Consider the following 24586-nt stretch of genomic DNA (forward strand, 5'->3'; position numbering starts at 1 on the left):
TTTAATTGCTTTATAATTTCGTTAAAAACCTAAACTTACACCCAACATATACTGCCTAGATTGCGGATATACCCCAAAATCAACCCCCAATGCTGGATAATCCGATGGCGTTGCCGATACTTCCGGATCAAGACCTTCGTATTTTGTAATGGTGAATAGATTTGTTACTCCGACATAAGCCCTTAATCTTTTCACGCCTGTATTTGCGCCAAAGAGTTTATCTGTAGAGAAATTATAACCGATCTGTAAGTTTTTCATCTTAAAGAAGCTTGCATCCTGTACGAAATAGCTAGAAGATGCATACTCATTGGCCGATACCTCTTCTTTCGTTTGCGATGGAATTAAACTTGATGTATTGCTTGGACTCCATGCATCCAATACGCGTACGCTCTTTTGACCATCAAACACGCCAAAATCCGTAAAGTAACGTGTTGCCTCATAGTTCTCATTTCCCTTCGAGCCATAGAAATACATCATGATATCGAAGTTTTTGTAATTGGCATTGAAATTAAGTGAATACGTAAAATCCGGATGTGGGCTTCCGATAACGGTATTATCTTTTGCATCAATGATCCCATCACCATTCACATCTTCAAATCTAAAACCTCCCACACGGGCTTTTTCGTAAGAAGGGTATTGTGTCAGCTCAGCTTCGTTTTGATAAATTCCTGCTACTTTGAATCCATAAAATGCACCAAAAGGTTGCCCTGTTCTCAAAATCGAGGTTTCCATGCTTCGGAAAGCACCGTATACCACGTCATTGATACCCGGTGCCAAACCAACAATTGTATTTTTGTTTCTTGAGATGTTTGCTCCAATATCGAAGTTGAATTTGTTCGGATCAGTTTGTTTATGGTGATAATTCAACGAAAACTCCACCCCTTTGTTTTGCATATCGCCAATATTCACATAAGGTGACGCAGCACGCCCCACAGCAGTAGCAGGCAGCGGCAATGCAAATAACATGTCTGAAGTTTTCTTATTATACCAGTCAAAAGCACCATCAATTTTACCTCCCAAAATCGAGAAGTCCACTCCTAAGTTTAAGGAAGCAACCTGTTCCCATTTTACATTTTCATTTTGGTAGTTGTTTACCCATAACCCGCTTACTAATTCATTATTTATTGGATAAGAAGCCGAATTAATAGAAGTCGCATAACGCTTTAAATATTGATAAGACGGGATACGTTGGTTCCCCGTAATACCGTAACCTGCTCTCAATTTCAGGTCACTTAACCAGCTTACATTTTTCATAAACTCCTCTTGGGATATCCGCCATGCCCCACTCACCCCAGGAAAAGTACCATATTTGTTTTTGGAGCCAAAGTTTGACGATCCGTCTCTTCTGACTGTTCCACTTAAGATATAGCGATCTTTATAGGAATAATCTACTTTTCCAAAAATGGAGAACAACGATCCCAAAGCACCCTCACTTGATGCCGAATTTTTGGAAGCCTGACTCACGTAAAAGAAATCCGTGCTATTGGTAATGAAGTAACCATTTCCATTTCCTTGAACCTGACGATAGGTATTATCGATCGCCTCTGTTCCCAATAACACATTTAAGCTATGGGCATCATTAAAGTTAGCCTTATAGTTCAATGTATTTGTCCAAGTCCATTCCGTATTATAACCTGAGGTCTCTGACGATGCACTATTTGCGCTACCCTCTGTAAACTCCAGATTTGGATAGGTATAACTTAAATTGTAATAATTTTCATATTTGATACCAAAGCTTGTTCTAAATGTTAATCCTTTTAATATGTCATACTCTCCAAAAGCATTCCCGAAGAAGAAATTGCTTTTGTTCACATTATCTTTCGCGCGATAAGCAATCGCCACAGGATTCTCACCATTTCCCCAGCCGCCTCTGGAACCAGCGAAATTACCGCCTTCATCGTATACAGGAATAATATTCTTGATACGGTATGCAAATCCGATCGCACTGCCCTCACCGATATAATCGCCGGCCGTATTTGTATTTACACCGATACCATGCCCTTTGGTCATGCTATACTGCATATTTTCACCAAAACGCAGTTTTTTATTAAAAGCGGAAAAATTCGTATTCGAACGTACATTAAAGCGTTCAAATCCCGTATGGACCACCGTTCCTTTTTGGCCCAAATATCCTCCAGAAACCGCATAAGAAGCATTTTCGCCACCTCCAACAGTATTTAATTGATAAGATTGTGTCGGCGCATTCTGGCTCAATTCTTTGAACCAATCCGTTCCCGCTTGATTTGCCTTTGTAATTTGAAAAAATTCTTCTTTGTTGTCCGCATAGTTGTATTTGGACATATCAACACTCTTAGGATCAATTTTATTTCCAGAAAGTGAACCATAAAGGAGATAATCAGGAAGAGGATCTTTATTCCCATTCAAATCATAGATCTGTTGCGGACTCAGCATCTTGGGGAAACGGCCACTATTAGGCACCTGAACACCGTAATACGCATCAAAATTAATCTGTGGTTTGCCAGATTTGCCAGATTTTGTTGTAATGATAACGACACCATTGTTGGCACGTGAACCATAGATAGAAGCTGCCGATGCATCTTTCAGCACCTGCATTGTTTCAATGTCATTCTGATTTAGCCAGCTCAATTTACCTTCAAATGGCACGCCATCAATCACATATAGTGGTTCGTTATTATTAATGGTACTATAGCCCCGGATTTTAATCTGTGGTGTAGAGCCCGGAGCTCCATCTGTGACAACTTGAACACCCGTGGCGCGACCTTGCAGGGACTCCACCGCACTTGCTGCCGGTGTTGTTTTCAATTGGTCCGTATTGACTACAGCAACAGATCCCGTCAGATCTTTCTTGCGTTGCGTTGAATAGCCTGTCACGACAACCTCTTCCAATGCATCTTCTGAAGAGTTTAAGGAAATTGTCAAATCAGCCTTTCCCGTGACCGTAACTTCGGAGCTTGTGTAACCGATGTAGCTCACAACCAATACATCACCTACCTTCCCCTGGATCGTAAATGCGCCGTCCCCATCTGTTGAGGTACCTTTGTTGGTTCCCTTGATCTTAACGGAGACACCCGTGATGGTCTGCCCCGTAGTAGCATCCTTCACCACACCTTTAATGGGTATTTCTTGTAACCCTTTGGATTTCGTTAACGAAACGACTTCAATTCTGCCATGGGCAACTACCCCATTGGCTGACACTTGAGCGTTCATTCCTCCTGCAATGAGAAGAGAACTCATAAGCAGAAAACTCTTATTGAACTTTTGGCCCAATATGAGATCAAAACAGCGTTTTTGGTCCGTTTTTTTCATCATAATTTTATAAATAGGTGGTTTAAAAAAATTTATGTTTATTTCTCTGTTTGTTTTTAATTTGATATTGGTTGTTCAGTTATTGGTCATTCTGCTCTAGCAGGAACAATATGCATTGTTTCAGGCAGCGAGCCCTTTGGTTATCATTTTTTCCTTTAGTTTGGTTATTCGTAGAAATGTTAAAATCTGTTAAATAAATGTAAAGAATAATAAATATAAAAAAAAAGAAAAATCATAATTAAATTACAAACCACTATAAATCAAGTTATTGTAATTAATACACTAAGTCTTATCGCTATACTTTTGTTACAAAAGACAATTCACGGATTTTCTTTGATCCGGTTTATTCTTATAGCAAGCCTGAATGTCAAATATTCGCCAAATACATTTAAATACGCTAAAAGGTACTTATATTTGTTCTGATGAATGTAAGTAGTTTATTAGAACGGGCACTCCGATTTGAGTTCCTTTCCAAGGAAGAAGGTGTTTTTTTATATCAAAATGCACCGACAGCTGATTTGACTTTCGTAGCCAATGAATTGCGTAAGATACAAGTACCACACGGCAAGGTAACCTGGCAGATCGACAGGAATGTCAATACGACCAACGTCTGTGTTGCAAATTGCAAATTTTGCAATTTCTTTCGTCGTCCGGGCCACGAAGACAGTTACATCACCGATATCGAGAGCTACAAACAGAAGATTGAAGAGACCTTTAAGTATGGCGGAGATCAACTCCTTTTACAGGGCGGTCATCACCCTGATTTGGGCATTGAATTTTACAAAAATTTATATAGGCAATTAAAGGAGCTTTACCCTAACTTAAAACTACATTCACTCGGTCCCCCTGAAATCGCACATATTTCCAAGTTAGAACATATGAGTCATATCGAGGTATTGACGCAGCTGAAAGAGGCGGGGTTAGATTCGTTGCCCGGAGCCGGAGCAGAAATTCTAAATGACCGGGTCCGGCGTTTGATATCCAAAGGAAAATGTGGCGGCAAAGAATGGCTTGATGTGATGCGTGCCGCACATAAAATCAATTTGCCTACTTCTGCCACAATGATGTTTGGCCATATCGAAACCATCGAAGAGCGATTCGAGCATTTGGTCTGGATCAGAGAAGTACAGGATGAAAAACCGCAGGATTCCTACGGCTTTATTGCATTTATTCCATGGCCTTTCCAAGATGACGGTACATTATTGAAAAGACTGCGCGGCATTACCAATGATGTGACGGGAGAAGAGTATATCCGTATGATTGCCTTGAGCAGAATTATGCTGCCCAATATTAAAAATATTCAAGCATCTTGGCTTACAGTTGGAAAACGTACAGCGCAGTTGTGCCTACATGCCGGAGCCAACGATTTTGGATCCATCATGATTGAAGAAAATGTTGTTTCAGCAGCCGGTGCTCCCCATCGATTCACTTCTAAATCTATACAGGAAGCGATTTTGGAAGCGGGCTTTGACCCCCAGCTGAGAACACAAAAATATGATTTTAGAGAACTGCCTGCTCACATGGTCGAGCAAGTCATTAACTATTAATACCCGACATTGAAAGACGTTATCAGAAATATTGAAGCAATTATTTTTGCTTCTGCAGAAGGAATAGATCTTGCGGATATCAAACACATCTTGCAGGAGGCGCTTGCTATTGAAGTATCCAGAGAGGAACTGCGTGAATTGATTAAAAAGATCGAAGATAAATATCGGGATGAAGAGCATGTTCTGGAATTACGGTATATCAATAATGCTTATCAGTTTTTGACCAAAGCAGTTTATCATGAGGCAATACAGCAATTACAAAATCACAACAACAAACGTAAGCTCAGTCAGTCGGCACTCGAAACACTTGCCATCATCGCCTACAGACAGCCGATTACAAAGCTTGAGATCGAACAGATCAGAGGGGTCAGCTGCGATTATTCTGTCCAGAGACTTTTAGAAAAGAAACTGATCAAAATAGCCGGAAAAGCCGATACAATTGGTAAACCATTGTTGTATGCGACCAGCCAACAGTTTATGGATCATTTCGGAATCAATGGCGTTCGCGATCTTCCACAGCTAAAAGATATCGTCACAGAGGACAACGCAATTGGCGAAACAAATGAGTAAATAAAATAAAATAAATTTTTATTTTCAAAAAACAATCCAACATACTGATTAACAGAAAAATAAAGACTAATATTTTTTTTAAAAAAAGTTTTAAAAAATAGTTTTCTTCTCTAATTTTACAACATTGAATAAGAAACAATAAAGTATTATTTTATGAACACGGCAATATTAGCTACCGAAGATCTTGAAGAAGTAAAATTCGCATCTTTCAATGGACCTGATGACGATGACGATGATTTCGATAACGATGATTTCGAAATCCCTGAAATTGAAGGATTGGATGACTTCGATGATGATGATGAATTTTAATATTTAGTGCGATATAACACTACCTATTAAAACCAGCGAATCATTTAAAAAAATAAGGCGTTCAATTTGATTGAACGCCTTATTTTTTTAAGCCTTCCGATCTACTTCGCCTGGTCTATCAACTTATGCAATTCCATTTTTGGGATCATCCCGCTTTGGCGCCACACTTGTTGACCATTTTTAAATAAGATAAATGTAGGCACACCACTTACTTTATAAATGGAAGCGATTTTCGGATTTTTATCCACATCAATCTTTATGATGGAAAGATCTTCCTGATAAAATTCCTTCACATCCTGTAATACCGGTGCCATCGTCTGGCATGGACCGCACCACGTCGCAAAAAAATCCACTAAAACCAGCGAATTTGATTGAATAATCTGGTCAAAAGTTGCCATTATTAATTCTCCTTTATTTCATCTTTCAATGCCTTATATCCACCCTGAATATTGCACACATTTTTAAATCCCTTTGCACGCAAGATAGACACGGCGACCGCGCTGCGATAGCCCGATTGACAATGCACATACAACTGTGTACCATCTTTTTCCAGCGTGTTACCAAAATTAGCGAAATCCGACAACGGAATGTTCATTGCATTGTCAATATGTCCTTTATCAAATTCTTTCTCCGTCCGTACGTCAACAATATGACCTGCATCTGATCTTTCTCCAAATTTCTGTACTGTCAGGTTAACAACCGAATCTACTGATTCTCGCTCTTTCCAGCGCCCCATGCCTCCGTCCAATACACCAATCGCCGCAGTATACCCCAATTGTATCAAACGTTCCCCCACTGCCGTATGATTCCCCTGCTCTGTCACAAGCAAAAGTTTTTGATTTCTATTCGGAATGACTTCTGCCAAAAAGGTATCAAAAGGACCTTTAAAACCAATATTGATCGCTCCCGGAATAAATCCTTTTAAGAAGTCATCAGCAGATCGTGTGTCCAAAACAAATACATCGCCCTGAGCACGTAATTTTTTAAATTGCTTCAGGGAAAGTACAGGCAATCCTGTTACCGTATATTGCGGCACTCCCTGTCCTGGATGTGATTTTGTTTGGGCGGGCAGCACACTATGACATGTCAAGATACCCCATATAAGCGTGGTTATAAAAACTTTGTTCATCTTATTTACTATTTAAAGGGAATAAGCAATTTTTCCAATTCCGTTATTTTTCCGTTGTAAATATTCAGATCGACATTTCCACGGATACCGGTTACTGTTCCTTTCTCCGAAAATTGCCAAAATGCCCAATGCTCTTTTGGGTTTTCGATCCAGAAATTATAGTTCGCGATCCATAGGGTATAGTTCGCAAATTCATTCTCTAAAAAATCACTATAGAATTTATCTCCGGAATACAGGATGGGCTTGACTTTATAATGCATTTCCACCTCTTCTAGCCAACGTTTCAATCCTACTTTAAGGCTATCCATGGACTGTTGCTTCGGATGTTCCTCGATATCCAGTACCGGCGGAAGATCCCCCGGATGAAGCTGTACCTTACGGATGAAATTTTTGGCTTGTTTAACCGAATTTTCATTTGGTCGAAAGTAATGATATGCTCCCCTTAGGATGGCACGATTTTGTATTTTGGACCAATTCCGGCTAAATTTATCGTCTATCCCCTTCTCCCCCATTGTCGCACGGATAAACACGAAATCTATTGGAAATTGATCGTTGATCGTATTCACTTTCTGCCAGTCGATATCTTCCTGATAAGTCGAAACATCAATACCAAACACCTTATCATCATGCTTACTCATGATTTCGATATTACGGATATCATATTTAGCATCCTTTGTTAACGCTTTATTTTTTGATGTCGCCACGCGGAAGTAATACATGATTCCAGCCTTATAGTGCCATGCAACAAGACATAAGAGAAACGTAAGCATCCCTGCCATCACCCAGATCCATCTGGTCTCTCGAGACTGCTGCTGCTTCCTGACAGTTTTTGTTCGTTTTGTTTGCCGTTGCCCCATACGATGATGAAGTTACGGGAATCACAATTAACTCGCAAAATTTTCGCAACAATTTATATTTTTGTATATGATCGTATACAATCCTAAAGACTGGCTGTCAGCAACTTTCAAATTGCATAAATCAGACACCTTCAAAAAGCTGTTTCCCTTTCTTATTTTTATCGCTATCTATTCTTGGGGTATTGCTTACCTCGAATTGGAATACCTCAAATTGAGTGAAAGGAGCTGGGTCAAAAATATCACTATCGTCCATAATCTTTTAGGTTTCGTTATCTCCTTACTGTTGGTCTTTAGAACCAACTCGGCTTATGACCGTTGGTGGGAGGCGCGCAAACAATGGGGTACATTGACCAATGTCAGCCGTGCTTTTGCCTATAAGCTTAATGCGATTCTTGATGAGGGAGACAAGGTCAATCGCAGCTTCTTCCGAAAAAGTATCCCGCTTTTTGCGGAGACCCTGTATGACTTTTTACGGTCTGACTATACCAAGTTTATGCTGGATGAAAATGAACATCCTGAGCTTAAATCATTGGATAGCAAAAAGCATGGTCCAAATCAGGTTTCCAATATGATTTTTCAGAAGATAAACCAGCTCTATAAGGAACGTATAGTCAGCGGAGACCAATTGATTATACTCAACGAGGAAATCGTGTCAATGACCAATGTCTGTGGCGCATGTGAACGGATTAAAAATACACCGATTCCCTTGGCGTACAGTGCTTTTATCAAGAAGTTCATTATCTTCTATACGATGACACTGCCTGTAGGCTATGTTTTCTCGATCGGATACTTTGTCGTTGTTGCCGTTCCGTTCATCCTATATGTACTTGCATCACTGGAATTAATCGGGGAGTCCATCGAGGAGCCTTTTGGTATAGACCAGGACGACCTACCGATTGACAAAATCGCGGCTAATATAAAAAAACACTGCCACGAGATTATTATAGCGTAGAGTTTTGAAAATAATCTAGCTCATTTTCAAACCATAAGACATCATTACAAAAATAAGTTTTGCAAATCTATACAGAATTTCTACTTTTGTCGCGGAGAGTTGGCAGAGTGGTCGAATGCGGCGGTCTTGAAAACCGTTAACTGTCACAGGTTCGGGGGTTCGAATCCCTCACTCTCCGCAGAAAAAGCCTTTCAGAAATGAAAGGCTTTTTGCATGCTATCGGCTTCGGAAAAAAGGGCCGGCCGGAGGCCGAAAAATGAACCGCATTCCTTATCAGAACTATAAATCCCAACTGGAATTTCTTTCACTACCTTTTTTTATCGTTGATATCCGGCTGAAAAGGACTGATTCGTATGACAAAGTTTTAATGATCTAAATAAGACATTGAAATAAAAACCTGATACACAATCATATCCCTAGAACAAGCCATTCATATAGCACATTAAACAGAGAAAAATGCAAAATAAGTTTTGTAAATCTGTTCAGAATTTCTACTTTTGTCGCGGAGAGTTGGCAGAGTGGTCGAATGCGGCGGTCTTGAAAACCGTTAACTGTCACAGGTTCGGGGGTTCGAATCCCTCACTCTCCGCAGAAAAAGCCTTTCAGAAATGAAAGGCTTTTTGCATGTTATCGGGCTTCGAAACAAACGGAAACGGGATTTGAATGCTCTCTTCGATGAAAATTTTAAGGGGTGATTAAATAAGGACTGGTCGATTTGTTTTCAATCAAAAAGCGTAGGTGTCCGATCTTTGCTCTCCAGATCAATAAGAATAGATTTGTTTTTCAGACCACCAGCAAAACCAACAAGTTTACCAGATCCACCAATGATCCGATGACAAGGTACAATAATAGATATTGGATTTTTATTCAATGCACCTCCGACTGCCCGCACAGCTTTTATATCACCTAGCTGGCGCGCCAAATCTCCATAAGTTGTTGTGTGACCGTATGGAATAGCCAATAAAGCTTTCCAAACTTTAAGCTGAAAAGCTGTGCCCTGCATATCCAGCGGCAGATCAAAAATAGTGCGTTTGCGTTCAAAATACTCAAAAAGTTGTTGCGCTGCAAGCAATAATATTTGCGCACCATCATCTCTATGAGGTATTGATATCTTTGCACGGGTATAATCTTCTCCTTCCCACAATACGGCAGTAAGACCACGAATGGTAGCTACAAGCCTTATTTTCCCTAAAGGTGATGCAATATCCGTATAGACAAGTCCATTATCCTGTGCCATATTTTTTTACCAAGTTACTAATCTTTTTTATTCCATTTCCGAAAAAGGAAACATTGCTTCTCTTTTTATAATGCCATTCCTATCTTACCTTAATCCTAAATTACTTCTAAAAAGTACTAAGAAAAAAATAGATTTTATTATAAAAAATATGGAATTCACGCACGTTGAACATCATATCCATAAGAATGAACAATAGTTGTTACCTAAATAATAAAGATCATGGCAGAATTAAACCAAAAAACACAGGAAAGCGGAAAGAAAAAAATTAGAAGCCGGAAAATGGCACCAAAGGTGGATCTGACAGCAATGGTAGATCTTGCCTTCCTTCTGATTACCTTCTTCATGCTGACCACGACCCTAAACAAACCTGCGGCGATGGATATTGCCATGCCAGACAAAACAAAAGACGATGTGGATAGCCCAGTCTTTATTGATGAAAACCGGACAGCAACCCTGATCCTTGGCGATGGAAAATTTATGTGGTATCATGGTGACTTTAAGAAACCCATTGCTTCATCTGAAAAACCGGCCGATATAGAAAAGACATTGGCACAGGTGGTCGCACAGCTCAAAGGCAAGATCAGTACCATGCCCAATACGAAAGATATGATTGTCCTGATCAAACCGAGCAAAGAAGCACGGACGAAAGATGTCATTCGAACGATTGACGAGCTCAAACATCAGAACATTACCCGTTATGTCATAGGTAAAACTCAAAACGAAGAGGAAAAGCAATTATTGGCATCCATTCAATAAAGGCTCCCAGCGATCAAAAGTTTATATCCGCAACAATAACCAGTCCGAGCAATCTTTATCTTTTAAAGCAGAATTGCAGGCATATGGACAATGAAATAAAACAGGGTTATCCAAAAAATGGGCAGCCCTGTTCAATATTATTCCAACAATAATAAATTATCTTTTGTCCAGGTTTTGCCAGTAACGTTCCGCATTTTCTTTTACTTCCGCGGGCAAAGAAGCATAATTATCCGAGTACGTCGTTTTTTCGTACCCGTCCTCCGCCTCTGCTCGCATACGATAAAATTGTCCTTTGTATAAAATCAGGGCAATACAGCTCAACTGCTTTTCGACATTATCCTTCGGATGTCTGGAATAAATAAACACCGCATCCAATTTTCCGTCTTTGTCTGCATCAAAAAAAGCTTTTCGGGATTCCCAGACGGAAGTAATGATACCATCTTCCTGAATAGTTTCTTCCACTATCGGCACCCACATACCATCGATTCGTTGAAATTGCTGCGCATACAGTTTATCCGGATCTGCTCCACGTTCCTCTTTTGAAAAAATGATATAATTATCTTCCTTTGGGGTCTGAATACGCTCAACTTGCAACACCCGTTTGCCTTTAAACGGAAAGCCCGAAGATTGAAAGTTTTCTTTATTGACCGTAATATCGGTAATCTGTGCCTGCGCGACGGAGCATCCCAGCAGCAGCAGGGCAAAAAAAGTGTATTTTCCCATCTGTTTTTCCCTAAATGTGCATTCAAATTACTGACAATAAAAGAAAAATCCAATATTTTTAACAGGCTTCTTTACATCAGCCTGATTCATTTCTCCATTATTCTACTTAAATTTAACTTTATTATATACTGTGGGGCAGCTATAGTTAATTCGTATCCGCTTCACAAAACTTTACACGTATTCCCATGAAGCAGGATATTCAGACCATTGCGGACATTAAAATATTAGTCGATCAGTTTTATGGCACTGTCCGTCAGGACAGTCTTCTTGGACCAATTTTTCAGGAACGTATCCAGGACAGATGGGCCCAACATCTGGAAAAGATGTATCGCTTTTGGCAGACCATACTTCTGGATGAACACACCTACTTCGGCAGCCCATTTCCGCCTCATATTCCCCTGCCGATCGAAGCAAAGCATTTCGACCACTGGCTTCTGTTATTTGAAGCGACTGTGGACCGTCTGTACAAGGGTGAAAAAGCCGAAGAAGCTAAGTGGCGTGCACAAAAAATGGCGCAAATGTTCCAGTTTAAAAAAGAATATTTCAATACCAATCCTAAAAAGAAACCTTTATTATAAAAAAGTCTTCGCGATATTGAGGTTCTCTCCCGCCCAATTTTTGCCACTAAAAAGGTTATCCGCGACTAACAAGCACGAATAAAACATTCAAAATCAATAAAATAAATAGCAAAATAGATTTTTAACACTTTTTAATTCTACATAATGTAGAATATATTCTATATTTGTAGTATGAATAAATTATCAGCGACCGAGGAACAATTGATGGGGTATATCTGGGACATGAAAAAGGCCTTTATGAAGGATCTTATGGAAGCCTATCCTGAACCCAAACCTGCTCCGACAACAATTGCGACATTATTAAAGCGAATGACTGAAAAAGGCGCCATATCTTATGTGCTATACGGCAATTCAAGAGAGTACTACCCTTTGTTTGACAAGGACAGTTATTATCTCGCGCACGTCAATGATATCGTTGAAACGTATTTTGATAATTCGGCTTTAAAATTTGCTTCTTTTTTCACCAAACAATCGCAGTTGAACAGGGAGCAACTGGAAGAGCTAAAAAAAATAATTGATTCGGAAATTAAAAACAAAGCGACATGATTATCTATTTGGGAAAGTTGATCGCCTGTTCAGGCTTACTGTATCTTGTATACATCTTTCTTTTGCAAGGACAAAAGCTCCTGGTGTTTAATCGGTTTTATCTGCTTGCCATTATACCGATTGCCCTTTTTGCTCCGCTGATACAAACTGCCTTGCCGTCTTTTATTCCTGATTTTTTTCATTTTGGTGCCGATCTGGCTTCCAGGCTGCCTGAAACTACGGAGCCCGCCGTCGAACCGGCGCTAGTAGATCGACAGAAACCTATAATGGACACGGATACATCCATTGTTCTGATCTATCTGTTGGTTACGACGCTACTACTGGTCAAACATGTCTTGAATTATAGAAAGTTCTCTTCTTACATTGATCTCGGATCTGTTACGGCTATTCCCGCTGTTTATACTATTCAAGGCCTCAAAACGCCTTTTTCATTCTTCGGACGTATATATGTGCCCCGTGAAGCCTTTACACGGGGAGAAATTGATTCTTCCATTATCGCACATGAACAGGCACATGTAAATCAACGGCATTCCATCGACGTGATGGCCATGCAGTTTATCCGCGTGATATTATGGTTCAACCCCTTCGTCTACCTGATCGATAAAGCCATTCGACAAAACCACGAGTACTTGGCAGACGATGCTGTTGTTCAGGTTTATGAACGCACGAATTACCAACATCTGATAATCCAGTGGAGCATGTCTTCACCCGATATAAACGCATTACCGGCCAGTAATTTTAATTTTTTAACAACAAAAAAACGATTAATTATGTTACAGAAAAGAACACCCAGCGGTAAGCTCCTGCTGATGCCTGCGCTTACCCTATTGCTGACAACAGCAATTAGTCTACTGTTCTCGACACATGTCGAAGCACAGAAAACAACTCCGGCCAAAACAGAAAAGACTGAGCCCGCCAAACCAGCCGCAGTACCTCCGGCGGCTAAACGCCCCGGTGCCCCTAAAGCCGAAGAAATGCCGCCCAAACCTCCTAAAAGAGAAATGGCACCGCCAATGAAGCCAAAGAAAAACGCTGCTTCCAAAAAAGAAGAATCAGCATATGCTCCAGCTAAAATAGAAGAAGTATATGTAGAAAGCAGCAGTAAAAGCGGAAATTCAAAGTTTCAGGAACCTAAGCGGATCAAGCTAAGCGGAACTGCGGATGTGAGCGCCACTACATCATTGAATTCAAATGTTCAAGTGAATGATCCCAATACCGCAGCAACGGTGAAAACAGGTACTGCACCCTCTGGATCAGCAAAGGTAACAGAAATAAGGTCGGCAGAACCAAATACGATAACAAAAGTAAACGTGCGTTCCGCTGGCACCAACGTCTCAGAAGCCAGAGAAAACAGCGGAACACAGGCTGCAAGGATTGTACTTAAAGGTCAACCTGCAAAAGAGATAGCCATGGATTCCGATAAAAAAAATGCGCCGGTTCTTCAGGGGGTCAGAACCCAGTATCGAGGTGAAATACCTAAAAATCCCCCTTTGTCCAAGTAATCAAAACTTAGGTCAGACAGCATAAAACTTTCTTTTCAAAAGACAAAAAATAACCGGAGGAACGATCGTTCCTCCGGTTTTCCAATCAACCAGCATGTATATTTGAAAATCGCTAAATCAAACATGTTGTATTATATTCCAACAGTTCATTGCATACGTAAACTGAGAATAAATTATTAAATTTCCATATCAATAGTAAGACGTTCAACTAAGCCGGTTGTCCAAAAAAATAAAAAACTTTTTTACTACCTTAGATTGATAAAATAAACAAGAAAAACCAGCTTGTTTCATTAACTATAGGAATACAGATATGAAATCGTATGCACTTGTTTTAGCGGCAGGCCTGCTCCCCTTTGGCGCATTAAGCCAAAAGATGGTTGCCCCCGGAAGCCCTGATATCAATACTAAATATATAAAGCCAGAGAAATCGCTTTATACCGTATATTATGTCAAAGATAATAACTGGGATAAGCAGGGATCATTGGTCTATGATATCACATCTACAGGCAATCAATTGACCTTAAAAAACTCCTACACACCCAAGGACAGTTCCTGGATCAATATCAGGACAAGTGTTGTGGATCCCCAAACATTAAAATCCATCAGCTATACCAGTGACGGCAAAAAAACAAAATTAAATCTCAGCTTTGGTGAAACCATCACCGGTAATTATTATTCCAAAGAAACTAAAAAAGATAAAAAACTGAGTTTTCGTCCTACCGAGCCATTTATTGATTTTAATTGGACGGATTTAATGATTGGGACACTTCCGCTTGATGTAGGCTATAAAGCTCGGATCCCGCAATTCTATTATAATGACGAATCCAATACACAGGTTGAATACTATACTATCAAGGAAGTTAAAAGTTATAGCTATGGTTCACCGAAAACCGGGAAGCATGATACCTGGCTGATCACCTTATTGGAAGAAAACACAGGAGCTATCTACAATTATGTGGTGGACAAGAAAGACCGGCGGCTTTGGCAGCGGGAGATGTCCATGGGCAACGGCAAGTGGGAAATTACGGTCAATGAGGAACTGGACTATCAGCCGATCAAAAATCGGTTCGACAAGGAACTGGCCATCCGACAGATCTCCAACGGCAATAGCGTCATCATCGGGACCGCTTATGCACGCTCAAGTTCAGGTAAAAGATTAGGCGGTCTTGTCAATACGGCGAAAAAACAATATGCTCCAAAAGGAACCGAGATTATGCTTTTTCCAAATTCAGCATACTACGAAGAATGGCTTGAGGTCAATAAGAAAATCCGTAAACAGAAAAAAGTTGCCGAGGTTCCACTGGATTTAGATTTTGGACACGCTATCAAGCGCACCAAAGTGTATGATGATGAGGGACACTTTGAATTTGCAGAGCTAATGCCGGGCAACTATATTATTATGACCAGCTTTGACTTTACCAATTCGTACAACTATTCGTATGTATCCGGTTATACCAATTATTACAATTATTGGGGATATACCGGTTCTACAACAAATTATGGGACCGGAAGGTCATCTTATACTGATAAAGCGACTATCGAAAAACGGATCAGCATTGATAAAGACGGCGAAAAGAAAGAGGTGAATTTAAAGGAAATGTAGGAAAAATAAAGACATATTTATTTCTTTTGATTTTTTTTCATCAATCGATCAAAGCTAAATGGAAAATCCCGATAGCTCCCTAAGAGAAAACAGGCACTTGCCGCTACCCAAACCGAATAGTTAAACGTGACTTTGATACCAAAAGACAGTGTCATCGTCAACGCGAAAACGGTTAATAGAATCCCTGAAGACAGCGCTGCGAAACGTGTCCGATAACCGATCAATAACAACAGGGCCAAAACGACCTCGAGTATGGTCGCTCCGATAGCGAGCATACTTCCTATTGACGCCGGCACAAAAAAATTGAGCTGATTGGAATAAGCGACAAAATTGGCCCAACTTCCCCAAGAAGCATTCGCCGTACCTGGGGCTCCCCAAAAACCCAAACGATCCGCCACAGCAGATAAAAAGGCTGTTGCCACAGCTACGCGTACAAAAAATTGACTATATATCATTTCTAAATTTTTAAGATCAAATATAAGGCAACAGTATCCGGATTAACTTAAACCAGTTTAAGAAATCAAGTGACAGACAACAATAAGGCCGCCAGCATTTTAAATACTGAACGGCCTTATAACATCAATTAATATGAATAAGAATTTATATGGTGTACACCTCCATTAAACTGTGATACACCATAATAAACGACAATCGAATTGTCGAATAGTCCCAATAAAAAGTGAGAATATATATTTTTTTCCTTAAGCCAGAACAGCTGTTTTAACCATACATGCTTTCATCAGTTGATAAGTACGTTCAATATCATGATCCAAGCCAATAGAAAAACGGATCAGTCCGTCGGAGATTCCCATGCTCACCCGTTCCTCTTCGGGAATTTCAGATGACGTCGAACTGCCCGAACAGGAAAATAGCGTTTTATAGAAGCCAAGACTTACGGCCAAATAGCCAAGGTTCTCCTTTTGCATTAGCTCCATGAGCGCGTTGGCACGATCTGTCGTTCCGGCATCCAAAGTCAATATCCCGCCGAAACCATACTCTGCATGCATTATCTTTTTCATCAGCTCATGATGCTTATGTGAAGGCAATCCGGGATAGGAAACTTTCAGCCCATCCTTTTCAAAGCGTTCGGCCAGGTAATGCGCATTATAACTATGTTGCTTTATGCGGATATGGAGTGTACGGAGATTTTTCAGGATACTGGCCGAGCGGAGACTGTCCATCGTCGGACCAAGCAGCATGCAGGCACCGGAATTGACATTTTTTGTATCGTTGATAAACTCTTTTGTACCACAATAAACACCACCGACAGTATCGCTGCTACCATTGATAAATTTTGTCAGGCTATGGATCACGATATCCGCACCTAACAGCCCCGGTGAGATAGATAACGGCGAAAAGGTATTGTCTACCACAAGTGTGAGCTTATATTTCTTGCAGATGGCAGACAGTCTTCTTAAATCAGCTACCTCCAGTAAGGGATTGCTGACGCTTTCACAATAAATTATTTTTGTCCCCGGACGTATCGCGGCTTCGATCGCTTCAAAATTACCGATATCAACAAAACTCGTTTCAATATGGAACGGCGGTAAAAAATTTTTCAGGAAAGCGTAGGTACCGCCGTAGATCGTTCGACTGGAAATAATATGGTCGCCACTTTTACAGAGTTGCAAAAGAACTGTTGTTATCGCTCCCATTCCCGAAGCCGTTACATTGGCGGCAGCCGTATTTTCCAGCCTGGCCAGCGCCTGCGCAAGATATAGATTCATCGGAGATGAATGCCGCGAATATAGGTAACAGCCATCCGCATTGCCCTCAAAGGTATCAAACATAGTTTTAGCGGATAGAAAGGTATAGGTCGAGCTATCCGAAATAGAAGGATTTACACCGCCGAACTCTCCAAAATATTGCAAATCCTGTATTTCATTTGCTGCATTAAAATCTTCCATCTGTGTATAATTTTATTTTTAAATTTTGCTAATTTTTTATACATAAAATTGGGTTATTTTACATTTTATTACAACATTTTATCAGTATATTAGATTATAAATCTGATATATCTGTAAATTTTAGAAAATATATCCACAACAACTACATATAACTACTTTAAACCAAAAAATAATCTATGCACTTCGACGAAACTGATAAAAAATTACTCAAACTTCTGCAGGAAGACGCCAAACAGACCACCAAGGAGCTTGCTCATAAGCTCGGATTATCCGTAACGGCTGCTTATGAACGTGTACGTAAACTTGAAAACACCGGGGTGATCTCTAAATATGTCGCTCTACTTGATAAACAAAAGATCGCAAAAGATTTTATGGTGCTCTGTCATGTCAAGCTCACACAGCATAAAAAAGAATATATACAGCAGTTTGAAAGGGAGGTAATGGATTTACAGGAAGTCACCGAATGCTTCCATGTCAGTGGCGATTACGATTATATTTTAAAGATCTGTGTTCGGGACATGGAAGATTATCGACATTTTATGTTGTCCAAGTTGACCTCCCTACAGCACATTGCGAGCACCCACAGTTCTTTTATGATCGCTGAGGTAAAGAATACCATAACTGTTCTTATTTAGCCCCTGCCAAACAAGAATAGCTCATTAGACCAGAACACCATTTTTCGAAGCAATCGGATCAGGCAGATTTTCCTCACCTGTCATCTGCAATAAATCGATTTCTATCGTTCGGCAGATGGACAACATCGGAATATCAAACATCAGTCCCCCAAAAGGATTTTCAGTATAGTCACCCACCAGTTCCATCACAATATAGATCCAGCCAATGACCACACAAAAAGGAATACTAGTCCAAATTCCCCAGTGGCCCAGTTTAGCAAATTCATTGACCAGCCCCAAAGGCAGTAACATGATCAGAATAACATTAAAAACAAATGCCGTGCTGGCAAACTGCCTTGGCGAGGGGAACTTTTTGATTCGTTCTGCCTGTCCCTGAAAATCATAAAACTGATTGAGGCAGGTCTGCAATTGCATCTGATTGAAATCCGAGATAAGCCCATCGTTTTTTAAATCATTGACATCTTTTGCCTGTTGGGAATTCAGATAAGTTGCAAAGTTTTTATAGACCGACTGTAGCGCATATTCTTCTCTCGAAAGATATTTATTCAAGAATATAGGCGTCCGGCTATAATCCGGAAAACCGGCTTTGATCAGCCGATGTCGCTTGACATTAAGTGCACCGATATGCCTCTTCAGACTGATGTGTTCCCACTCGGTCGGAACGAGCAGCTGCTCACGAAATTGGTATAACCAGGCAATATGGCGGTAGGTTAATTTCTTCCTGACTTCTTCCAGATATTGCTGATCGCCCTGTCCGGTATTAAAGGCATAAAGCATGGATACAAATGAGCGGCTGGAGTTGACGATCCCGCCCCATATCTTTCGGGCCTCCCATAATCTATCATAAGCCTGGTTATTTTTAAATCCCACGTAAAATGCTTCTGCTGTACCAATCAATGCCAAGGGAACCCAAGGAATAATCATCCATTCCCACTGAAAGAAATAATAGACGAGGGTAACAAGAGAACACCATGCCGTCAACCAGATTAAATGGACACCAGCAAGATTGAAGATCTGTTTGTAATTAAAATACTTTGTTGTAATCATAAAAGCATCCGTTTTTAACATTCCCGCTCCAGCAATATCTGGTATGAGAAACAAATTTATCCACAGCTGAATGTACCATTTAAATTTCTACAGTCCAATATCACCTGTCATTTTATTTCAAAATCAATCTATCCTACATAACCTTATTGCAGTCATTATTTTGCTGGCAAAACGCGTAAAAAATCATCTTCTGCCTATTGTATCTATCTCAAAAAAAAGAATAGACCGAAGTATTAAGCCGCCGGTGTGCTACTAGAAAAAGTGATATTGGCGTAATCTAAAATTGAATGCCTCTTAAAATTATCGGCTCATCAGTTAGATCAAAAAACCTTGTTTTTCAAATTGTTTCACCAATTTTTCAGCATCTTTTTCAGCCACACTTTCTTCTACCTGGTAATTATCCAATAAAACTGCAGTGACACTTTCAACATTAAATTCCTTTCCTTGCAGTTCTAGCCAGATCTGCACAGCAGTCTCATTAAAAGTATAAACCTTGGATGCATCCAATTGCTCTTGCCCGGGATAGACTAAGATATGGTCATCGCCCAATTTGCGTAATTGTAAATCTCCTCTAAGTTTCATCTGGCTATTCCTCTATTTATTTCTATGACATTCAAACAATTCATTTGGTTTGTCCTATTACGAAAAAGTATATACATTATACAATAGGTCCGAACGGCAGCCTCTTCTCTACTGCGGCTTGTTATCAAAAATACAAAAGACACTCGAAAAATTAACTAAAAAACTCAACAGAGATAAAGAAAAATAACTACGGAGTTTAAAAAAACTTTTCTCTCCTTAACTTCCTTGCAACTGCTCGAAAGTAAATAGTTGCGGATAGTTTTTGGGCAGTTCATAACGCCAGTTATGCATCGGGAAATTGTCATTCCGGATCTTGCCGTCGGGATCCATTAGAATATATCGCGGTATGCCATTAAATTTAAATAACTCCCGCAACGCCAGATACTCATCCGGCGAAACGATATAGCTTTCGAACATGTGGTTTTTGACCACATAATCGTTGTAGAAATTCATATCAGGGGTACCGCTGCTGTCCGTCACAAAAACAAATACCAGGTTGGGATTATCCTTTAGTTTTAAGCGCTTTTCTTTCATGGCCTCAATCCCAGCACGGCAGGGCCCGCAGGATTCTGACCAAAAGTCAACAAGAACGACCTTACCACGATATTTATCGGTCAGTTTTTTAAATACAGCGGCAGATGTCGTCTGTGGCAACATGTAACCTCCCATGGATTTTTTCACTCTTTCGTTCAACGCCATGGCTTCTTTTTTCAAGTCCTTATTGGTCAGAACCTGCAACAGGTCATTTGAAATCTCTGCCATCTGTACCGTGTCTTTTGCATTTGAAATCCTGAATTTCAATGTTCGGAGTATTGCTGCTTCAGTAACCAGCGTACCGGCTATCGGCCCGTTCGCTTTTCGATTTAAGGAGTCTAATACCTGGTAGAAGTTTAATTTCCGCTGGCTGTTCATTAACCTATAAAGACTGGTAATAGGAAATAATGGTGAGTACTCAAAGCGGTTGATAAGTGTCGAGAACTGCCGCGGGACAAATAGGGCAGGATCATTCAGGTCCAAGCGTTTTATAAAATCAAAGTAATCTTCCGGAAGGGGAGATTTAAGGTAGGGATTTAGGCTGTCATTTTTTGAAATCCCTTCGCGATACATCTGGAGATCCAACAGTTGCGCGGCGTAATTGACATCCACATCACTTCGGATCAAATGTTTTACCTTAGGGGTATAGGCAGCGCTCTTCAGACGGTCATTTACATCCTGCCGGACAGAATCCCATGTAGCGATAACTCCTTCTTTGGTCTGCTGTGTCGGTCTTTCCTTCAACAGCTGTTCAACATGATCATAAAATTTCCTCCGGTTGCTTTCCCATTTAAAATCCGCAAGCTGTTGATTTTCCTGAGCAAGCGGTCCACCATACTGCAACAGTTCCAATTGACCGTCCAGCGAAGCTTTCAATGTCATAGCCAAGGTATGGCCGGGTTCGATATAATAATAGTAATTACGCTCATTGATGGATAGATAAGACATTTCCGGATTGACCGCCAGGTAACTGGCCTCAAAACGGCCATCAGGATATATCCGGATTGTGGCCGGATAGTCCTCTCTGGTCAGTTGGTTGCCACAATAAATAATGCCGCTATTAAAACCGAGCTTTGGGCTATAGCCTTCAATAAAACCGATAATACGGACAGAATCTGGTCCAAAAAAATTTTTATCATAGTTTTTAAACACGGTTTTGACCTTCGCCGCGGCGAGTTTCTGTTTTATCCAACTGTTAGGATCAACAGCGCCTGTTTGTTTTGATACGGTTTGAGCTGAGGCAAACGAAAAATTCAAAAAAATAAAAAAGGCGATAATTGGCAATTTCATAACTTTTAGCTTTTAATCCCTTTAAGTTAAGTATTTTACACCAAATAAAGAATAGATTTCAAAAAACTAATCCCTATATTAAGTTTAGAATGATCGTACATTTTTAGGCAAAAATAAGTTTACTCGGCCCGAACCCGACTTAAACAGAAAAAGAGACTGTCTAAAGCCTCTTTCTATTTCTATTAAACTATTGATCTTGCAGCATATCATATGTTATAATTGCAAAATCAGTTCCGCCTGTTGCTGGTTTCTAAAAACAACAACTGTTGGCTGATCGGCATGAATATGCTTTTTAATAGCTTGCTGTAGGTCCGTTAACTGATCTATTTTCTCGCCTTGATAGTCCAAGATCACATCATTGGCCCGTAGTCCGCTTTTATAAAGCGCGCTCTTTTCTTCCAGCTGGAGCATCAATACACCGGCAATCGATGGAAGTCCAGCGGCTGACTGTTCGCCCAATGTTTCGACAGACTTAAATTGTCCGCCTTTCCAAGCCCACTTCAAGTCCTGCTCTTTTGTGTCTTTTTGGATCAGCCGCGGTATCTCCGGGCTGGCAGCGAGGCTTTTCAGTCTTTTGCTCGTCACACCAAAATGCAGCATATCAAAATTTTTGAAACCTTGATCTTTCCAGTTCTTCAACCGGAAATCGCCCTGGACGGGATCGACAAAATTCAGCGGAACAACACGTCCATATTTTTCCACTCCCTTCGTTTGATCTTTTAGTAAGTCTTCCTTTCTTGTGTAAATATTATGGTCCACCTCATCCCCCCAGTACTTAACCTGAATATCCTGATGGCTATGCATCAAAAGATTATCCCGAAAGATATCATGGCTGTCCTTAAACCACACATGTGGATGAAAACCATTGTTGAGCATAACATTGTTATATACTTTGCGATAAAAGCCTTCCCGCAATTTTAATCCGCCGCCTAAACAGAGGTTATTGTAGATTTCGTAGTTGGAAGATCCATCATCGAGGTCAATATCCCAGCCATGGTCGCAACGAAAGCGGTTGTCGTGAATTTTTGTTGTTCTGACCGCATCCAGTAAAATTAAGTTGGGATGGGCTGCTGTCATCTGATCCATTTCTTTACGGTCGGGATGCCAAAAACGGTCACGTCCCCAAGAATTAAAAGCGCCATGATCACTGGTTTCCAACACGGTATTGAATACGTCGTTGTAGGCGATCTCATGTCCGCCCCAGGTACCGTCACCGACATTGATACCCGCACGGGGCACATTGTAAATCGTGTTGTGCAAGATGAGTAGAGACTCAGCCATCGAGATCTGAACACCAGCGACCTGCTTTTCGATCAGACCAATGCTGTGAATCAAATTGTCACTGGCCTCACAATCCATAGGGTAATTCTTAGACTTGGGACCTTTGACAGTGTCCATCTGATCGAGTGGAACAAATTGCTCATAGTGAAACGCTGGTGAGCGCACAGCCTCGGGATCGCCTACAAAGTTGATGGCACCGGCACCGATCTGTTCAATACGGTTGCTGCTGATCTTTACGCCACGATTGTAATTGCTCACAAAGACAGCATTCCCGCCCAATTCGACAAAATCATTGGCACGAAGGGTGCAATTTTCAGCACCCTCAATCTTTACCGCTCCCTGCCGATAGATAGTCCAGTCGCTGCGCAACAGTGGTTCCGCAGTTTTCATAAAGGTAGGTGCCGTATGCGTAAAACGCAGGCCGCTGATTTCAATATCATGTACCGGACCTGAAGCGGAACCCGAAATAGTGATTAAATTTTCAAGTTGGGGAGCCACAAACTTAAGCTGATTAGGATCCTTACCATTGGCTGGCATGTAATATAGAGTCGCTTTAGCCTCATCCAGATACCATTCCTGGGCAGTATCAAGTTCTTCAAAAATATTCTCGACAAAGCGATAGGTCTCGTGCATTTTGCTTGGGCGGTTATTTTGCTCTCCGCCTTCAAGCGTAACTTTTGACACCCCCTCTTTTCCTGTGATGCGGTAGTGGAACCCACCCCAACGGCCTTCGTGCAGCGCATGCACAATACCTCCGGTCGGGTTTTTCCAGGTCGCGATACGTGCTGGGCTCAGTGCATCTGCCGCATACCCCTGAAAGGGTAATATAGAGGCATCATAATTTGGATACCTTGCACGGATCAGGTGTGCATCATTGGCATACAAACACTGGAAACTCAATCCTGCAGGAACTTTAGCTTTCCAGATCCCTTTATCGCCTTGTTCCCATTTTAGATCAAGGGTTTTGCCCCCACTGAGGATGACCTGCTTTCCATCGGCGGCTTTAATCCTTAAAGGCTGTTTCTTATTACCAGAGTGATTTGCCAAGAGCTGTATCGGTTTGTCGAGGTAATACGTTCCGCCGTTAAAAATAATTTCGATACCGGAACCGACCTTTCCCTTTTTATATTTTTCTGCGGCACGAAGGGCTGCATCAGCTGTGGCAAAAGGTTTTACCGATGTTCCCGCATTCTGGTCGCTGCCTTTTGGACTGATATATATACGCCTGACGGTGCTGGACTGCTGTGCCTGTGCAGCAGGGATCGCCAAGCAGCTCATTCCAATAAAAAATAGCCCCACAGCTTGGCTCGATTGTATTTTCATCATATTAGTATTTCATGTTGGTTATTTTTCTGATCAATTTATGATTCAGTTTCCTTGTATTAAAGATATCTTTAATACAAGAATCTACCCTAAAATTCCGTTTATTTTGTCCGTTTATTTTCTAGCTGTTGCCCCAAAAGCCGACTTCCTCTCATATACATCTATTAAGCACTTATTACACTATAATCTAACTATCAAATATTCGATTCGCGGCGTGTTACTTCTATTTTACTGTCCCCTCTTCATGCAATTCCCAACTAAAAGGCTTACCAATCATCGTCTAATCTGTATGGAAAGATATTTATATTTACCTAAAGATGTAAAAACAATCAACCCAAAATTATGAGCTTAAAAACATTGGACTATATCTGGCAGACACAGGAGTATTGG

At 40.7% G+C, this 24586-nt stretch carries 22 protein-coding genes and 2 tRNA genes; 12 read left to right on the plus strand and 12 right to left on the minus strand.

The annotated features are described in order from the left end of the window. Window positions 1-21: 21 nt before the first annotated feature. Entirely contained in the window at window positions 22-3291 is a 3270-nt protein-coding gene (locus D7322_RS22840) for a SusC/RagA family TonB-linked outer membrane protein (RefSeq protein WP_245971426.1), read from the minus strand. A 419-nt stretch (window positions 3292-3710) separates the two neighbouring features. Between D7322_RS22840 and mqnC the strand changes: the two genes are divergently transcribed. The 3 genes from mqnC to D7322_RS28585 all read left to right on the plus strand — a co-directional run bounded on the left by mqnC (window position 3711) and on the right by D7322_RS28585 (window position 5714). Then, on the plus strand, window positions 3711-4835 hold the full coding sequence (gene mqnC, locus D7322_RS22845) for a cyclic dehypoxanthinyl futalosine synthase (protein ID WP_121126516.1): 1125 nt from the start codon (window positions 3711-3713) through the stop codon (window positions 4833-4835). Between the two features lie 9 nt (window positions 4836-4844). After that, window positions 4845-5405, plus strand: a complete 561-nt coding sequence (gene scpB / locus D7322_RS22850) for an SMC-Scp complex subunit ScpB (protein WP_121126517.1) — start codon at window positions 4845-4847, stop codon at window positions 5403-5405. Between the two features lie 153 nt (window positions 5406-5558). Continuing rightward, a complete protein-coding gene (locus tag D7322_RS28585; RefSeq protein WP_172395758.1) occupies window positions 5559-5714 on the plus strand; it encodes a hypothetical protein in 156 nt (51 codons plus the stop codon). Window positions 5715-5815: 101 nt separating this feature from the next. On the opposite strand, the gene trxA is transcribed toward D7322_RS28585, so the two are convergent. The 3 genes from trxA to D7322_RS22865 are packed head-to-tail and all read right to left on the minus strand — an operon-like array spanning window position 5816 to window position 7700. Next, on the minus strand, window positions 5816-6112 hold the full coding sequence (gene trxA, locus D7322_RS22855; protein WP_108636998.1) for a thioredoxin: 297 nt from the start codon (window positions 6110-6112) through the stop codon (window positions 5816-5818). Between the two features lie 2 nt (window positions 6113-6114). Next, the gene (locus D7322_RS22860; protein ID WP_121126518.1) at window positions 6115-6843 is read right to left on the minus strand and encodes a rhodanese-like domain-containing protein; all 729 of its coding nucleotides are present in this window, start codon (window positions 6841-6843) and stop codon (window positions 6115-6117) included. A gap of 8 nt (window positions 6844-6851) precedes the next feature. Then, a complete protein-coding gene (locus tag D7322_RS22865; RefSeq protein WP_121126519.1) occupies window positions 6852-7700 on the minus strand; it encodes a glycoside hydrolase family 25 protein in 849 nt (282 codons plus the stop codon). 67 nt (window positions 7701-7767) lie between these two features. Here D7322_RS22865 and D7322_RS22870 point away from each other — a divergent pair, with 67 nt between their 5' ends. The 3 genes from D7322_RS22870 (at window position 7768) to D7322_RS22880 (ending at window position 9241) form a co-directional block, all read left to right on the plus strand. Beyond that, entirely contained in the window at window positions 7768-8652 is an 885-nt protein-coding gene (locus D7322_RS22870) for a bestrophin family protein (protein WP_121126520.1), read from the plus strand. 93 nt (window positions 8653-8745) lie between these two features. Next, window positions 8746-8830 (plus strand) — tRNA-Ser (locus tag D7322_RS22875). 326 nt (window positions 8831-9156) lie between these two features. Beyond that, window positions 9157-9241, plus strand: a tRNA-Ser gene (locus tag D7322_RS22880). A 132-nt stretch (window positions 9242-9373) separates the two neighbouring features. On the opposite strand, the gene D7322_RS22885 is transcribed toward D7322_RS22880, so the two are convergent. Further along, entirely contained in the window at window positions 9374-9889 is a 516-nt protein-coding gene (locus tag D7322_RS22885) for a methylated-DNA--[protein]-cysteine S-methyltransferase (RefSeq protein WP_121126521.1), read from the minus strand. Between the two features lie 219 nt (window positions 9890-10108). On the opposite strand from D7322_RS22885, the gene D7322_RS22890 reads away from it, so the two are divergent. Further along, the gene (locus D7322_RS22890) at window positions 10109-10645 is read left to right on the plus strand and encodes an ExbD/TolR family protein (RefSeq protein WP_121126522.1); all 537 of its coding nucleotides are present in this window, start codon (window positions 10109-10111) and stop codon (window positions 10643-10645) included. A gap of 156 nt (window positions 10646-10801) precedes the next feature. On the opposite strand, the gene D7322_RS22895 is transcribed toward D7322_RS22890, so the two are convergent. Further along, window positions 10802-11368 (minus strand): hypothetical protein, encoded by a 567-nt coding sequence (locus tag D7322_RS22895; protein ID WP_121126523.1) that lies wholly within the window; start codon window positions 11366-11368, stop codon window positions 10802-10804. A 185-nt stretch (window positions 11369-11553) separates the two neighbouring features. Between D7322_RS22895 and D7322_RS22900 the strand changes: the two genes are divergently transcribed. The 4 genes from D7322_RS22900 to D7322_RS22915 all read left to right on the plus strand — a co-directional run bounded on the left by D7322_RS22900 (window position 11554) and on the right by D7322_RS22915 (window position 15597). After that, window positions 11554-11946 carry a group III truncated hemoglobin gene (locus tag D7322_RS22900; protein ID WP_121126524.1) on the plus strand — a complete coding sequence of 131 codons (393 nt, stop codon included), beginning with the start codon at window positions 11554-11556 and terminating at the stop codon, window positions 11944-11946. Window positions 11947-12117: 171 nt separating this feature from the next. Further along, on the plus strand, window positions 12118-12492 hold the full coding sequence (locus D7322_RS22905) for a BlaI/MecI/CopY family transcriptional regulator (protein ID WP_104385877.1): 375 nt from the start codon (window positions 12118-12120) through the stop codon (window positions 12490-12492). Then, window positions 12489-13994: a M56 family metallopeptidase gene (locus D7322_RS22910; RefSeq protein ID WP_121126525.1), complete on the plus strand. Its 1506-nt coding sequence runs from the start codon at window positions 12489-12491 to the stop codon at window positions 13992-13994. The genes D7322_RS22905 and D7322_RS22910 overlap by 4 nt, the downstream gene beginning before the upstream one ends. A 310-nt stretch (window positions 13995-14304) precedes the next feature. After that, window positions 14305-15597 carry a DUF3108 domain-containing protein gene (locus tag D7322_RS22915; protein ID WP_121126526.1) on the plus strand — a complete coding sequence of 431 codons (1293 nt, stop codon included), beginning with the start codon at window positions 14305-14307 and terminating at the stop codon, window positions 15595-15597. A gap of 17 nt (window positions 15598-15614) precedes the next feature. Here D7322_RS22915 and D7322_RS22920 read toward each other — a convergent pair whose 3' ends face one another. Further along, a complete protein-coding gene (locus D7322_RS22920; RefSeq protein ID WP_121126527.1) occupies window positions 15615-16052 on the minus strand; it encodes a DoxX family membrane protein in 438 nt (145 codons plus the stop codon). Between the two features lie 246 nt (window positions 16053-16298). Continuing rightward, the gene (locus D7322_RS22925) at window positions 16299-17504 is read right to left on the minus strand and encodes an aminotransferase class I/II-fold pyridoxal phosphate-dependent enzyme (protein WP_121126528.1); all 1206 of its coding nucleotides are present in this window, start codon (window positions 17502-17504) and stop codon (window positions 16299-16301) included. A 176-nt stretch (window positions 17505-17680) separates the two neighbouring features. Here D7322_RS22925 and D7322_RS22930 point away from each other — a divergent pair, with 176 nt between their 5' ends. Further along, the gene (locus D7322_RS22930; RefSeq protein WP_121126529.1) at window positions 17681-18139 is read left to right on the plus strand and encodes an Lrp/AsnC family transcriptional regulator; all 459 of its coding nucleotides are present in this window, start codon (window positions 17681-17683) and stop codon (window positions 18137-18139) included. 24 nt (window positions 18140-18163) lie between these two features. Here D7322_RS22930 and D7322_RS22935 read toward each other — a convergent pair whose 3' ends face one another. From D7322_RS22935 to D7322_RS22950, 4 genes are all read right to left on the minus strand, one after another. Further along, window positions 18164-19186, minus strand: coding sequence for a bestrophin family protein (locus D7322_RS22935; protein WP_121126544.1), 1023 nt, complete (start codon window positions 19184-19186; stop codon window positions 18164-18166). Window positions 19187-19501: 315 nt separating this feature from the next. Then, complete coding sequence (locus tag D7322_RS22940; RefSeq protein WP_121126530.1) at window positions 19502-19768, minus strand: PqqD family protein; 267 nt, start codon at window positions 19766-19768, stop codon at window positions 19502-19504. Window positions 19769-19984: 216 nt separating this feature from the next. Further along, entirely contained in the window at window positions 19985-21592 is a 1608-nt protein-coding gene (locus D7322_RS22945; protein WP_121126531.1) for a TlpA family protein disulfide reductase, read from the minus strand. A 213-nt stretch (window positions 21593-21805) separates the two neighbouring features. Beyond that, window positions 21806-24199 carry a PDZ domain-containing protein gene (locus D7322_RS22950; protein ID WP_147430520.1) on the minus strand — a complete coding sequence of 798 codons (2394 nt, stop codon included), beginning with the start codon at window positions 24197-24199 and terminating at the stop codon, window positions 21806-21808. Window positions 24200-24586 lie beyond the last annotated feature (387 nt).

Origin of the sequence: Sphingobacterium puteale, assembly GCF_003627955.1 — a bacterium.
Lineage (GTDB): Bacteria > Bacteroidota > Bacteroidia > Sphingobacteriales > Sphingobacteriaceae > Sphingobacterium > Sphingobacterium puteale.